This is a genomic window from Sinomicrobium weinanense (genome assembly GCF_018863395.1).
Taxonomy (GTDB): Bacteria; Bacteroidota; Bacteroidia; order Flavobacteriales; family Flavobacteriaceae; genus Sinomicrobium; species Sinomicrobium weinanense.
In genome coordinates this window covers 1,191,139-1,203,599 of sequence record NZ_JAHKRR010000001.1, presented here as the reverse complement: position 1 = coordinate 1,203,599, position 12,461 = coordinate 1,191,139, and the positions used below count along the sequence as shown (strand labels likewise).

Here is a 12,461-nt window from a genome sequence, read left to right as displayed (position 1 = left end):
ATAAAAAAAGCCGCTCCTTCTTAAAAGGGCGGCCTTTTTATATTTTAAGTGTTCGGTTCTTATTTACCGGACATATCTTTCATAGTGTCTTCGATCATACCGTAGAACTGGTCTATCTTAGGAAGAACAACGATCCTTGTCCTTCTGTTCCTTGCACGTCCGGAAGCAGTCTCGTTGCTGTCTACAGGAATGTAGTAGCTTCTACCTGCGGCAGTCATCCTTGCGGGTGCTACGTTAAAGTCGTTCTGGAGTATCCTAACCACGGCAGTAGCCCTGTGTACACTCAGGTCCCAGTTATCCTCGAGCCCGGGTCGCTTGATCGGCACATTATCAGTGTGTCCTTCCACCATAAATTCGAAGTCAGGCTTGTTGTTGACCACCTTGGCCACTTTTCCGAGAACTTCTTTGGCTCTTTGCGTTACGGTATAACTTCCGCTTCGGAATAAGAGTTTATCGGAAATAGAAACGAATACCACACCTTTTTCCACGCTTATTTCGATGTCTTCGTCATTCAGGTTACCCAACACTCCTTTGAGGCTGGTAACCAGGGCGAGAGTTACGGAATCTTTCTTGTTTATGGCATCCTGTAAACGCTGGATACGCAGGTCTTTTTCCTGCAAGCTCTCGAGAGATCTTTCCAGGTTTTCTGCTCCTTTTTTAGACAGTGTGGTAAGGTTGCCCATATTGTCTATAAGAGCATTCTTTTCGCTTCTCAGACTTTGATTGTCAGCTTCAAGTCTGGATTTGCTTTCCAGGCAGGAATTGAGCTTTACCGTAGCTGAATTCAACAGATCCTGTGTTTCTTTTTGCTTCGCTTCAAGTTCTGAATATTTCTTTTGCGATACACAAGAAGAGAAGAAAATGGCAATACCTGCCCCTAACAAAACTATTTTTCTCATTGGTCTTAATGATTTATGCCTGCACGGTTCTTACATTATTTAGTGCAAGGCCTGTTTTTCTTGTTTGTGTTATATTTGGTTTTAAAAATGAGTTCCCAAAAGTATTAAAATCTTCTTAGTAAACAACATGTTTTTGTTAATCTTTAACTAATTGGGGGTATCTTCTTACATTTGCGATGTAATATGCCCAAACAATCGACTTAATAACGTAGTAATGTCCTTTCTTATTACCTTTCTCCCGTTTTTTTATGGTATTTTTTAAATGATAGTAATAACTGACATGTGCCCTGAGGATGGCCAGGCAATGCCCGAACTTTAACTGGAATATAAAGCGTATCCCTGCAATACCGTCCAGGGAAAGGCGTATGAAAATCAAGGGGAACACCAGTCGTGAAGGCGCATTTTTGGTGATGGAAAACAGGGAATTCCGAAAGTTCAAAAAGGTTTTTTTCGGGTTCATGTTGTGCAGTGTGGCCCCGCCCACGTGATAGATGTGGCTTTGTCCTACATATAAAACGGTATGTTCTGCATTCCTGGCACGCCAGCAAAGGTCTATTTCTTCCTGGTGGGCAAAATAATCCTCGTCAAACCCTTTCAGGCCTTCAAAAACTTCACGGCGTATGAACATACAGGCCCCGGTTGCCCAGAATATCTCCCGGGTATCGTTATACTGTCCGTTGTCCCGTTCCAGAGTCTGGAATACTCTTCCGCGACAAAAGGGATATCCGAGCATATCGATATATCCTCCGGCAGCGCCGGCATATTCGAAATGATCTTTTTGTTTGTAGTCCAGGATCTTGGGCTGAATGATGGCAACCTCCGGGCGTTCGCGGAAAACCTGCATCACAGGGCCCAGCCAGCCTTCGGTCACCTCGATGTCCGAATTGAGCAGACAGAAAATATCGGCATCCACCTGTTTCAATGCATCGTTATACCCCTTGGCGAAACCACCGTTTACCTTGTTCTGAACGATTTGCACCTGCGGATAGGTTTCCCGGAGAAAACGGACCGAATCATCCGTAGAGGCATTGTCCGCTACATAAATATCGGCTCCCGGAGAATAGGCCAGTACTGAAGGCATAAATTGTTCCAGTAATTGTTTTCCGTTCCAGTTTAGTATAACTACAGCTATTTTCATCTGTTTTTTTGATCTGAAGCGTGGTGCCCGGAGTTCGAAAGATTGTATAGGGATCTGTTCTACTGCCGACCTTTGACTTCTGACTTTTTCATAGGTTACAGGTGGACTATTCCCCTGCGGACGGGGAACAGCTGCGGGAATATTCCGTCAGATTATAGTTCAAGGGCACAAATTAACGACTATATACGGGAATATCCTCTAAAAATATATATTTTTCTTCAGAATAATCCATACGGCAAAAATAATGGCGCAGGCCGTTGGTAACCATAAGAAAATCGGCTTTCAGGGCAAGATTATACCGGGCTATCTGGTCAAAAGTCTCCTGTGTTATACGTACGGCGGGGGCTTTGCATTCCACGATCAGGGTAATATGGCCCTGAGGGGTGTAGACCACCACATCATAGCGCTTTTTCATATGGTTTATCCGGAGTTCCTTTTCTACATTGATGAGAGATTTTGGATACCCTTTTTCATCCATAAGAAACCGGACCACGTGCTGGCGTACCCATTCTTCAGGTTGAAGGGCAATGAATTTTTTACGGATCGGATCAAAAATATAGGGTTTATTTTCTCTATTTTTGATGCGAAAGTCATATGGAGGGAAATTTAACGGCTGCATGCCGCAAATATAAAGAATCCCTCGGCTCCGCCCGGGAACCGGGTAAAAATTGAACAAGAAACCTTGAACTTTCCCTTCGACTCTGCTTAGGGACCGAGTAAAACTTTGAACTTTGAATTTTGAACAGACACATGGATGAAGTAAAACGGATAGTCACGGATATAAAGAAGGGAGATATAAAACCGCTTTACGTATTGATGGGAGCGGAACCTTATTATATTGACCGGATCGCGGAATATATTGAGAAGAATGTGCTTTCTGAAGAAGAGAAGGGCTTTAACCAGGTAGTGCTTTACGGCAGGGATGTGGCTATTGGAGATATTGTTGAAAGCGCCAAACGCTACCCGATGATGGCCGAACGGCAGGTGGTTATCGTAAAGGAAGCCCAGGAGCTGTCCAGGACCATCGAAAACCTCGCTTCGTATGCGGAGAACCCGCAACCGACTACCGTGTTGGTATTGTGCTATAAATATAAGACCCTGGACAAAAGGAAAAAACTCTACAAGACCGTAAAAAAGAACGGGGTTCTGTTTGAAAGCAAAAAACTGTACGAAAACCAGGTTGGCGACTGGATCAGAAGGGTACTGGCCGGGAAAAAATACACCATCTCCCCGAAAGCAGCGCTGATGCTGGTGGAATTTTTGGGTACGGACCTGGGGAAGATCAATAATGAGCTGGAAAAACTACAGCTTATCCTGCCTCAGGGTACGGAGATCACTCCCTCCCATATCGAAGAGAACATCGGGATAAGCAAGGACTATAACAATTTTGAACTTCGTAAGGCCATTGGCGAAAAAGATGTAGTAAAGGCTACGAGGATCGTCCACTATTTTGGCCAGAATCCCAAAGACAATCCACTGGTGGTCACCGTAGCACTGTTATTTAATTTTTTCTCCCAGTTATTGCAGTACCACGGGCTCAGCGACCATTCTCCGAAGAGCGTGGCCGGTGCGTTGCGTATAAACCCGTATTTTGTAAAGGAATACGATGTAGCAGCCCGGAATTACCCGATGAAAAAAGTGAGTGCAGCCGTTGCCGTATTGCGGGATATGGATGTGAAAGGAAAAGGGGTCGGAGCTGCAGGCATACCCCAGGCCGACCTGCTCAAGGAATTACTGGTAAAGATCATGAACTGATACAGGTTCCCGGCCGGTACAGATAAAAGAGGTTGCCTTCTGAAAAATCCTATAATCCGTCATGCTGAACTGTCATCCTGAGCTTGCCTGCATTGAGTACAGTCGAAATGTCGAAGGGTCGTTTCAGGTTGACGTAAAGGTTATTTTTCAGAAGACAGCCTCTTTGTATTAATACTTTATATGAAATACTTCTTTTTGGCCATGGCGCCGTCTACACTGTATTTGCCCGGGCCAAGCAGGGCGATGGTTATAAAGGCTATCAGGTATAATAAAGCCATTTCCTTAACATTTATCGGATCGCCGCTATGTGCTATAAAAGCCGCAACTGCCATGGTGATGATGGGGGGTATGGTGGCCCATCTGGTCTTAAAACCTATGATAACCAGGATAGGAGCAATAAACTCGCTGATCATGGCAAGGACAAACGAGGTTTTTATCCCCAGGCCAATAGGATCTCCAAACTGGATTTCTTCGTCGCTCAATAACATTTGTAATTTTCCGTAACCATGTGTCATTATAAGAGCGGAGGCACCGATTCTAAGTAGGGCCAGTCCCAGGTTGGACGATGACTTTTCTCTTTTCATTTTAATGATTATTTTTAGTTTGTATTTTACTAAAATAGGAAATTATATCTGATATAGGGCAGTTAAGTGTGTGAGAGGATGATAAAATAAGCAGGGAAAAGCTCTGAAAAGAAGCGGATATCCGTATATGCAGGGGGCATATAAAAAAGAGACCGCCGTATTGAGGCGGTCTCTCCGGTATTTTAAATAACAGGGATATCTATGCTTCCTGTAACTTATCTAACGCAGTATTGAAAATTTTGTTCGGACGCATGGCTGCCGCGGCAAGTTGTTCGTCCGGGATGTAGTAACCTCCGATATCGATAGGTTTGCCCTGTATATCGTTCAGTCCTTTTACAATATCCTGTTCCTTGCTTTCGAGCTCAGAGGCCAGAGGAGTAAATTCAGCCTGCAGTTCTTTGTCTTTGGTCTGTTGTGCCAGAGCCTGTGCCCAATAGAGCGCCAGGTAGAAGTGGCTGGTACGGTTGTCCGGCTCATTGACCTTGCGCGAAGGGGAGCGGTCGTTTTCCAGGTATTTTTCGGTAGCCTCGTCCAGGGCTTCGGCAAGGATAAGGGCCTTGTCATTTCCATATTTATTACCCAGGTGTTCCAGCGATACGGCCAGAGCAAGGAATTCTCCCAGTGAATCCCACCTCAGGTGATTTTCTTCCAGGAATTGCTGTACGTGCTTGGGAGCAGACCCCCCGGCACCGGTTTCAAACAGGCCTCCGCCGTTCATAAGAGGTACTATGGACAGCATTTTGGCACTGGTGCCCAATTCCAGGATAGGGAAGAGGTCGGTGAGGTAATCGCGCAATACGTTTCCTGTTACGGATATGGTGTCTTTACCTGCCCTGAGACGCTTCAGGGTAAAAAGCGTAGCTTCTGCGGGAGACAGGATACGGATATCCAGCCCTTCCGTGTTGTGTTCCGGCAGGTATTGTTTTACTTTTTTGATCAGTTCCGCATCGTGGGCCCTTTCTTCATCGAGCCAGAAAACAGCGGGAGTCCCCGTAGCCCTTGCACGGTCTACGGCGAGTTTTACCCAGTCCTGTACCGGAGCATCCTTTACCTGGCACATTCTCCATATATCTCCCTGTTCTACCGGGTGTTCCATGATAACGTTCCCTTTGCTGTCGGTAACCTGTACGATACCGTTTGCAGGGATCTCAAAGGTTTTGTCGTGTGAACCGTATTCTTCGGCTTTTTGTGCCATAAGCCCCACATTGGGTACAGTTCCCATAGTGGTGGGGTCAAAAGCCCCGTGCTCTTTACAGAAATTTATGGTGGCCTCATACACGGCAGCGTAGCTGCTATCGGGTATAACGGCTTTGGTGTCCTGTGTTTTTCCCTGGGCATTCCACATACGGCCCGAATTGCGTATCATGGCGGGCATGGAGGCATCGATAATAACATCGCTGGGCACGTGGAGGTTGGTAATTCCCTTGTCGGAGTTTACCATGGCCAGGTCCGGGCCGTTGGCAATACAGGCTTCGATCCCTGCTTCTACCGCTTTTCTTTCTTCTTCCGGAAGGGACTGTACCACGGTGAGGATATCTCCCAGCCCGTTATTGGGGTCGGCTCCTGCTTTGTCGAGAAGCTCACCGAATTTTTCAAAAACGGGGGCAAAGAAGACTTTTACCGCATGTCCGAATATGATGGGGTCGGAAACCTTCATCATGGTTGCTTTCATGTGCAGGGAAAAGAGTACACCTTGTTCTTTGGCTTCTTTTACCTGTTGTTGCAGGAAGGCTATCAATGCTTTTTTGCTCAGAACAGTACCGTCTATGACCTCTCCCTTTTGTATGGCAAGCCCTTCCTTAAGTACTTTTACGGAGCCATCTGCCTGTTTAAGGCTTATTTTAATGCTGTCTTCCTGAGCAAAGGTACGGGATTGTTCGTTGTGCCTGAAATCGCCTTCGCTCATCGTGGCTACATGAGTTTTGGAAGCCGAGGTCCATTCTCCCATGCTGTGCGGATGTTTACGTGCGTAGTTCTTTACAGCTTTCGGAGCCCTCCGGTCAGAATTTCCTTCGCGGAGCACAGGATTCACCGCACTACCTTTTATTTTGTCGTAACGGGCCTGGATATCCTTTTCCTTTTCGTCCTTCGGATCGTCGGGATAGTCAGGGAGGGCATAACCCTTGGCCTGCAGTTCTTTAATGGCGGCTTCCAGTTGAGGAACGGAAGCACTGATATTCGGGAGCTTTACGATATTGGCTTCAGGAGTCTTGGCCAGTGCTCCCAGCTCGGCCAGGGCATCGCTTACGCGTTGTGATTCGGAGAGATAATCCGGAAAATTGGCCAGAATACGTGCTGCCAGGGAAATATCCTTGACTTCAACTTCAATTCCGGAAGAAGCGGTAAACGATTGTATGATGGATAATAAGGAATGTGTGGCGAGGGCAGGTGCCTCGTCTGTTTTAGTATAAACTATCTTGGGTAATTGTGACATGATTATAAAAGGTAATTTTTTTATGAGATTTTTAGGTATGACGCGTTTTTAAGCGACAGCAAATATACAATTAAATGTGGGAATGAGGAGGTTAGATGTTTCAAAAAATGGTGGGGTAAATTGAGAAATTGTCAGAATAAAAGCGGAAAAAAAATCAATAACTTTAAAAAAGGAAAAACAAAAGCCATATCATCACTGTTTCCATGTTGATATGGCTTTCTGGAAATAGTTGTGCAAATCCGTTTATCCCTCGGTTTTAATACCGAGTTTGCAAACTCCGGTTGCCAGTCCGCTCAACTATTTCCTAACAGAAACACTTTTTTGTGACTTTCGTCATCTATCGTGCTTCCTATATACTTTTTTAACTTCCTACTCCATTTGTTAATCGCTTAACTAATCTTTTCGGCATGGAAACAGGATTTCCAAATTTCTGTCAAGCCCTTGCATTGCAATCGCAATAGTAACTTTTCGAGACCTTCGTTAAAAAAGCATTTATGTACAAGAACATTCCTTAATTGGTAGGAGAGGTATAAATATACAAAAAAAAATTCATAAAAAGAATATTTAGCCTATTTAAAATCAACATTTTATAAACCGGAGTTATTAACAATGGTTAATAAAAAAAGGTCACCCGAGAAGGATGACCTTGAAATGTTTCTGTACAAAAAAAGATTATGATCTAACCTCTTTGATCCTTGCTTTTTTACCACGAAGTCCGCGGAAATAGAATATACGGGCTCTTCGTACTTTACCTTTTTTGTTCACTTCGATCTTCTGGAGGGCAGGCATATTTATAGGAAAAATACGTTCTACACCAACGGTACCAGACATTTTTCTGATGGTAAAGGTCTCTGAAGCACCGCTGCCTCTTCTTTGTATGACCACACCTCTAAAGAACTGTGTACGGGTTTTTTCACCTTCTTTGATCTCGTAATACACAGTGATTGTGTCTCCGGCAGAAAATTCCGGAAAATCTTTTTTGGAAACAAATTCGTCCTGAACGAATTTTACTAAATCTTCCATGATATTATGTTTAACAAGGTTTTTTCAAAGCAACATTCACGTCTATCGCCAGAGGTTGGTCTGAAATCGGGTGCAAATATAAATAATTATTTTAATTGGAGCAAAAGGCTTTTAACATATTAAAATTCAATCCTTCGACTGCACTCAGGGTGACAGGTTCAAGGTTCAAAGTTCAAAGTTTACCTGTTGTTGTTTTGTACTTCCAAACTCAATAGCGATGATCTTCAATTTGCATCTATCACAACAAGTCACTACAAATCATCAATTCTCCCTGTCTCCTCCCTCGTCACCCCATCTCCCGGTCATCTTCACTCAACCGGAAAGCCGCGGTCGCGCATCAAAGCATCTATGTTGGCTTCTCTGCCTCTGAATTTTTTGTACGCTTCGGCAGGGTCTACCGAATTACGCGGCGCAAATAAATACCTCACCAGTTTTTGGGCTAGTTCTTTATCGTAAAAACCACCGGGAGCTTCGGCAAAGGCTTCTGCCGCATCAGCAGTTAAAACATCAGCCCACAGGTACCCGTAATAACCGGTTGCATAACCTTCTCCGGAGAACACATGCCCAAAATGCGGAGTGCGGTGCCGCATAACGATCTCCCCGGGCATATGCAATGCTTTCAGTGTTTCTTTCTCGTATTGCCTGGGATCCAGGTTTTTCAGGTCTTCATCGCTCATGGTATGGTATTTCATATCCATCAGTGCAGAGGCCAGAAACTCGGTTGTGGCAAAACCCTGGTTAAAGGTGGCTGCCTTTTTTATTTTGGCCACCAGTGTTTTGGGAATGACCTCATCGGTTTTGTAATGGCGTAAAAACTGGTGGATCACCTTGTCGGTAGACAACCAGCGTTCCAGCAATTGCGAGTGGAACTCGGTATAATCCCTGACACCGCCGTTCAGGGTAGGGTATTTGACATCAGAAGATAAAAAGTGCAGGGCATGCCCGAATTCGTGAAAAAAGGTCTCGGCATCATCCCAGGAAATCAACAAAGGTTCTCCCGGGGCAGGTTTAATAAAGTTTGAATTATTGGAGGCCAGCACCGGTTGATTTCCGGTCAGTTCCGTACGGCTGCGATAGGTAGTTGCCCAGGCCCCGGAGCGTTTTCCCTGCCGTGCATAAGGATCCAGGTACCACAGGCCTATAAGTTTTCCGGAGCCTTTGTCGGTAACTTCCCAGACTTTTACATCTTCGTGAAATACGGGAACACTGCCTTTTTCGACCGGGGTGAATTTAAAATTAAATAATTCTCCCGCCGTAAAGAACAAGGCCTGGGTAAGATTGCCCAATTCCAGATACTGCTTTACTTCTTCACTGTCCAGGTCGTAAGTGGCCTTTCGCACTTTTTCGGCATAGAACCTGTAGTCCCAGGGTTCTATGGTGATGTTTTCACCTTCTTCATCAGCTACGGCCTGCATGTCGCTTACTTCTTCTTTTACCCTTGCCAAAGCCGCGGGCCATACCTTCATCATCAGGTCCATGGCATTTTCGGGAGTTTTGGCCATGCGGTCCTGTAAGCGCCATTCGGCATAATTCTCATAGCCCAATAGTGCTACCCGCTGATCGCGCAATTTCAGGATCCTGGCAATAATGGCATTGTTGTCGTAGTCATCTTCGTTATCGCCCCGGGAATAATAATTTTTCCAGACTTTTTCGCGTAAGGCCCTTTCGGTAGAATAGGTGAGGAAAGGATCCATGGACGAACGGGTGTTGGTAATGGCAAATTGGCCTTCCTTGCCGCGATCTGCCGCTGCTTTGGCTGCTGATTTTATAAAAGAATCGGGCAGGCCGCCAAGCTGATCTTCGGTGAGGTAAACCACATAGTTTTCCTCATCCGCCAGGACATTGTTGGAAAAGCGGGTGTAAAGTTCGGAGAGTTCTTTATTGATCGCAGCATATTTCTTTTTGTCTTCTGCATTCAGGTCGGCTCCGCTCATGGCAAAATCCTCGTAAATAAGTTGAAGCGTACGTTGTTGCTGGGCAGGAAGCGGATTGTCCTTTGCTGCTTCATACACCGTTTTTATACGTTTAAACAAGCCTTCGTTCTGAGATATCTTTGAGGTGTATTCACTGATCTCGGGAGCCAGTTTTTGTTGTATTTCCCTAAAAGCATCCGAAGACATATTGCTGCTGAAAATACCGTAGTAGGTAAATGCACGGTCTAAGGCTGCTCCCGATTTTTCAAAGGGGATAATGGTGTTTTCAAAAGTAGGAGGTTCCTGGCTGGCCACGATCTTATCGATCTCTGCCAGATGCATGGCCATCCCTTTTTCTATGGCAGGCTGTACCAGGGAGACTTCCATTTTATCAAAGGCGGGGACACCCTCGTAAGGCCCCTGGTAATCCTGTAACAGAACATTGTCAATATTGACACGATCTGTCGTATGATCTTTGGTTTTTTTCTCCTGGCAACCGCTCAATATAACGGTGATCACGAGACCCAGTTTTAAAGATTTGAAACTCATAAACGCAATTTTAGAATTTGGGGGAATATAATCAAAAAAACGAAAAAAAAGAGGTACGGGTTCAACCTTGTTTAAACCTATCGCCCTTTTTATACCGTGGCCGGGGAATATATTTCGTACTTATTTCCGCCCGGGGATTTTTTTGTATTCCTTTGAAATATAGTCGCGTATTTTCCGGGATGAGAAAAACGGATAAAAAAAATAACAAAACGGGAGCTTTTTTTGTAGATTTAGCATTGAAAATCAAAAATTGTTAACACAATATTATTTCTTGACTCAAGCTAATTCAAATAATCTCATATACCTCGTAAAACAGGGGGACGAAAGAGCTTTCGAAACCCTTTATCACCTGTATGCCAACAACCTGTTCGTTATAGCGAAGTCTTATCTCAGAGATGATTACCTGGCAGAAGAAGTGGTGCAGGATATTTTTATTTCTTTATGGGACCGAAGAAAAGACCTTCATATTCGGGGAAATATGGGAGGGTACCTATTTAAAATGGTAAAAAACCGTTGCCTGGATATCCTGAGAAAACCGAGAAAACTGGTCTCCATGGAAGATGAGGCCACCCTGTTGGAAAACAAGATAAACTTTAAAGCCCTGCAAGACAAGGAAGCCTCTTTCCTGCTCGAAGAAGAACTGGAAAAACGTATTGAAGAAGCCGTGGCCTTATTGCCGAAAACCTGTAAAAAAGTATTCCTGAAGACCAAGATGGATGGCCTTAACTACAAACAAACTGCCGAAGAGCTCCATATTTCCGTAAAGACCGTAGAAAGCCACATGACCAAGGCATTAAAACATATGCGCCTGCACTTGCGCGAGTTCCTGTCCTGTTTTTCCCTGATTGGCTGACCCCATTTGAGATCGGCACACACATTCTTAATCCCTAATTAAAAGCCGATAAACCAAACAAAACCCGCAATCACCAAGTCTCCCATCCTAAACTTCAAACTGTCAACTTACCCCTGTCCTTACTCTTTATTTCTCTATCCTTTTTGAGGCGTGATTAAAATAAAACGGGGATTTTCGATAACCCCCATATTTTATCACTAAAAAATCAGATATATCATAAAAATCCATATAAAACTAAGGGTGTAACAGTATTTTAACGTCTTATTAATACAGGCTTAACAATTTATCACAGGGACATGAAAGATGAAACTATCGTTAAATACATCAGGGAAGAACTGGAAGATAATGAACGACAGGAAGTTATGAGGTGGATAGCGTCGTCAGAAGAACATCAGAAGAAGTACAATTTCCTGAAGGCGCAACACACGGTGTCCGGGTTTAACAGGCCCGCCCTGGATGTGGAAAAAATTTATTCCCGGTGGAAAAAGCACGACAAAAAGCAGAGGCAAAGGAAGATTTTGTTACGACTGACCTCCGCCGTGGCGATTTTTGTTTTGATGTGGTTTGTTGTAGACATGCTCCCTTCTTCAGACACCAAAAAGGATGTTGTGAACACAAAAGAAGAAAAGATGGTGGAAGTGGTCACCCCGAGAGGAATAAGCCGGGAGATCGTGCTGCCCGACAGTACGCATGTTGTACTGAATGTAGACAGCCGGCTAAAATATCCGCCGGTGTTTAAGGACAGTATACGAGAAGTCTTTCTTACCGGAGAAGCCTATTTTGAAGTGATCAAAGACACCCGGCTCCCCTTTATAGTCCACGCCGGGGATATGAATATCCGGGTATTGGGAACATCGTTCAATGTCCGTTCCTATTCAGGCGATTCCGATACCAGGACTACCCTGGTAGAGGGGACCGTGGAAGTGAGCAGCGATGATGTAGCTCCGGTAAAACTAAAACCGTTACAGGCCGCAATGCTCAACCATGGGCAGACACAACTCAAAATAAAAGAAGTATCCAGAGAAGAAGCGGTTTCCTGGAAAGAAGGAAAGCTCATTTTTAAGGAAACACCCCTGGAGGATGTACTGGAAGACCTGGAGCGGAGGTACGACGTACAATTCGAAATCGGGTCGGCAGTACTCTATGACTATCTGTTCACCGGCACTTTTGACAATCTTACGATCGACGAAGTGTTACGGGTATTGAAGATCTCGTCATCTATCAATTATAAAAAAGGAAAGGAGAAAATAACCTTGTATTAGAAAAAAGAAGAAGGTGCGGCAACACCTTCTTCCGATTCGTGTTTAATTAAA

At 44.5% G+C, this 12,461-nt stretch carries 10 protein-coding genes; 3 read left to right on the top strand and 7 right to left on the bottom strand.

The genetic code is table 11. The features are described from left to right. Positions 1 to 59: 59 nt before the first annotated feature. The 3 genes from KN811_RS05190 to KN811_RS05180 all read right to left on the bottom strand — a co-directional run bounded on the left by KN811_RS05190 (position 60) and on the right by KN811_RS05180 (position 2,656). Positions 60 to 899: an OmpA/MotB family protein gene (locus KN811_RS05190; protein WP_187966461.1), complete on the bottom strand. Its 840-nt coding sequence runs from the start codon at positions 897 to 899 to the stop codon at positions 60 to 62. Positions 900 to 1,035: 136 nt separating this feature from the next. Then, complete coding sequence (locus KN811_RS05185) at positions 1,036 to 2,037, bottom strand: glycosyltransferase family 2 protein (RefSeq protein WP_187966460.1); 1,002 nt, start codon at positions 2,035 to 2,037, stop codon at positions 1,036 to 1,038. 172 nt (positions 2,038 to 2,209) lie between these two features. Further along, complete coding sequence (locus KN811_RS05180) at positions 2,210 to 2,656, bottom strand: type I restriction enzyme HsdR N-terminal domain-containing protein (RefSeq protein WP_187966459.1); 447 nt, start codon at positions 2,654 to 2,656, stop codon at positions 2,210 to 2,212. 131 nt (positions 2,657 to 2,787) lie between these two features. Between KN811_RS05180 and holA the strand changes: the two genes are divergently transcribed. Beyond that, complete coding sequence (holA, locus tag KN811_RS05175) at positions 2,788 to 3,792, top strand: DNA polymerase III subunit delta (RefSeq protein WP_187966464.1); 1,005 nt, start codon at positions 2,788 to 2,790, stop codon at positions 3,790 to 3,792. A 176-nt stretch (positions 3,793 to 3,968) separates the two neighbouring features. Here the strand turns inward: holA and KN811_RS05170 are convergent, their stop codons facing one another. The 4 genes from KN811_RS05170 to KN811_RS05155 form a co-directional block, all read right to left on the bottom strand. Next, a complete protein-coding gene (locus KN811_RS05170) occupies positions 3,969 to 4,376 on the bottom strand; it encodes a DoxX family protein (protein ID WP_187966458.1) in 408 nt (135 codons plus the stop codon). Between the two features lie 199 nt (positions 4,377 to 4,575). After that, positions 4,576 to 6,810: an NADP-dependent isocitrate dehydrogenase gene (locus KN811_RS05165; protein WP_187966457.1), complete on the bottom strand. Its 2,235-nt coding sequence runs from the start codon at positions 6,808 to 6,810 to the stop codon at positions 4,576 to 4,578. Between the two features lie 672 nt (positions 6,811 to 7,482). Beyond that, positions 7,483 to 7,833 carry a 50S ribosomal protein L19 gene (gene rplS, locus KN811_RS05160; protein ID WP_187966456.1) on the bottom strand — a complete coding sequence of 117 codons (351 nt, stop codon included), beginning with the start codon at positions 7,831 to 7,833 and terminating at the stop codon, positions 7,483 to 7,485. A 308-nt stretch (positions 7,834 to 8,141) separates the two neighbouring features. Further along, positions 8,142 to 10,295 carry a M3 family metallopeptidase gene (locus tag KN811_RS05155; RefSeq protein WP_187966455.1) on the bottom strand — a complete coding sequence of 718 codons (2,154 nt, stop codon included), beginning with the start codon at positions 10,293 to 10,295 and terminating at the stop codon, positions 8,142 to 8,144. Between the two features lie 271 nt (positions 10,296 to 10,566). Here KN811_RS05155 and KN811_RS05150 point away from each other — a divergent pair, with 271 nt between their 5' ends. Beyond that, positions 10,567 to 11,148 carry an RNA polymerase sigma-70 factor gene (locus tag KN811_RS05150; RefSeq protein WP_187966454.1) on the top strand — a complete coding sequence of 194 codons (582 nt, stop codon included), beginning with the start codon at positions 10,567 to 10,569 and terminating at the stop codon, positions 11,146 to 11,148. A gap of 296 nt (positions 11,149 to 11,444) precedes the next feature. Further along, positions 11,445 to 12,410, top strand: coding sequence for a FecR family protein (locus tag KN811_RS05145; RefSeq protein WP_187966453.1), 966 nt, complete (start codon positions 11,445 to 11,447; stop codon positions 12,408 to 12,410). The last annotated feature ends 51 nt before the right edge of the window (positions 12,411 to 12,461 follow it).

Bases quoted from the DNA above. Each gene is read 5' to 3' on its own strand.
- KN811_RS05190 (WP_187966461.1), bottom strand. From the start codon at position 899: ATGAGAAAAATAGTTTTGTTAGGGGCAGGTATTGCCATTTTCTTCTCT.
- KN811_RS05185 (WP_187966460.1), bottom strand. From the start codon at position 2,037: ATGAAAATAGCTGTAGTTATACTAAACTGGAACGGAAAACAATTACTG.
- KN811_RS05180 (WP_187966459.1), bottom strand. From the start codon at position 2,656: ATGCAGCCGTTAAATTTCCCTCCATATGACTTTCGCATCAAAAATAGA.
- holA (WP_187966464.1), top strand. From the start codon at position 2,788: ATGGATGAAGTAAAACGGATAGTCACGGATATAAAGAAGGGAGATATA.
- KN811_RS05170 (WP_187966458.1), bottom strand. From the start codon at position 4,376: ATGAAAAGAGAAAAGTCATCGTCCAACCTGGGACTGGCCCTACTTAGA.
- KN811_RS05165 (WP_187966457.1), bottom strand. From the start codon at position 6,810: ATGTCACAATTACCCAAGATAGTTTATACTAAAACAGACGAGGCACCT.
- rplS (WP_187966456.1), bottom strand. From the start codon at position 7,833: ATGGAAGATTTAGTAAAATTCGTTCAGGACGAATTTGTTTCCAAAAAA.
- KN811_RS05155 (WP_187966455.1), bottom strand. From the start codon at position 10,295: ATGAGTTTCAAATCTTTAAAACTGGGTCTCGTGATCACCGTTATATTG.
- KN811_RS05145 (WP_187966453.1), top strand. From the start codon at position 11,445: ATGAAAGATGAAACTATCGTTAAATACATCAGGGAAGAACTGGAAGAT.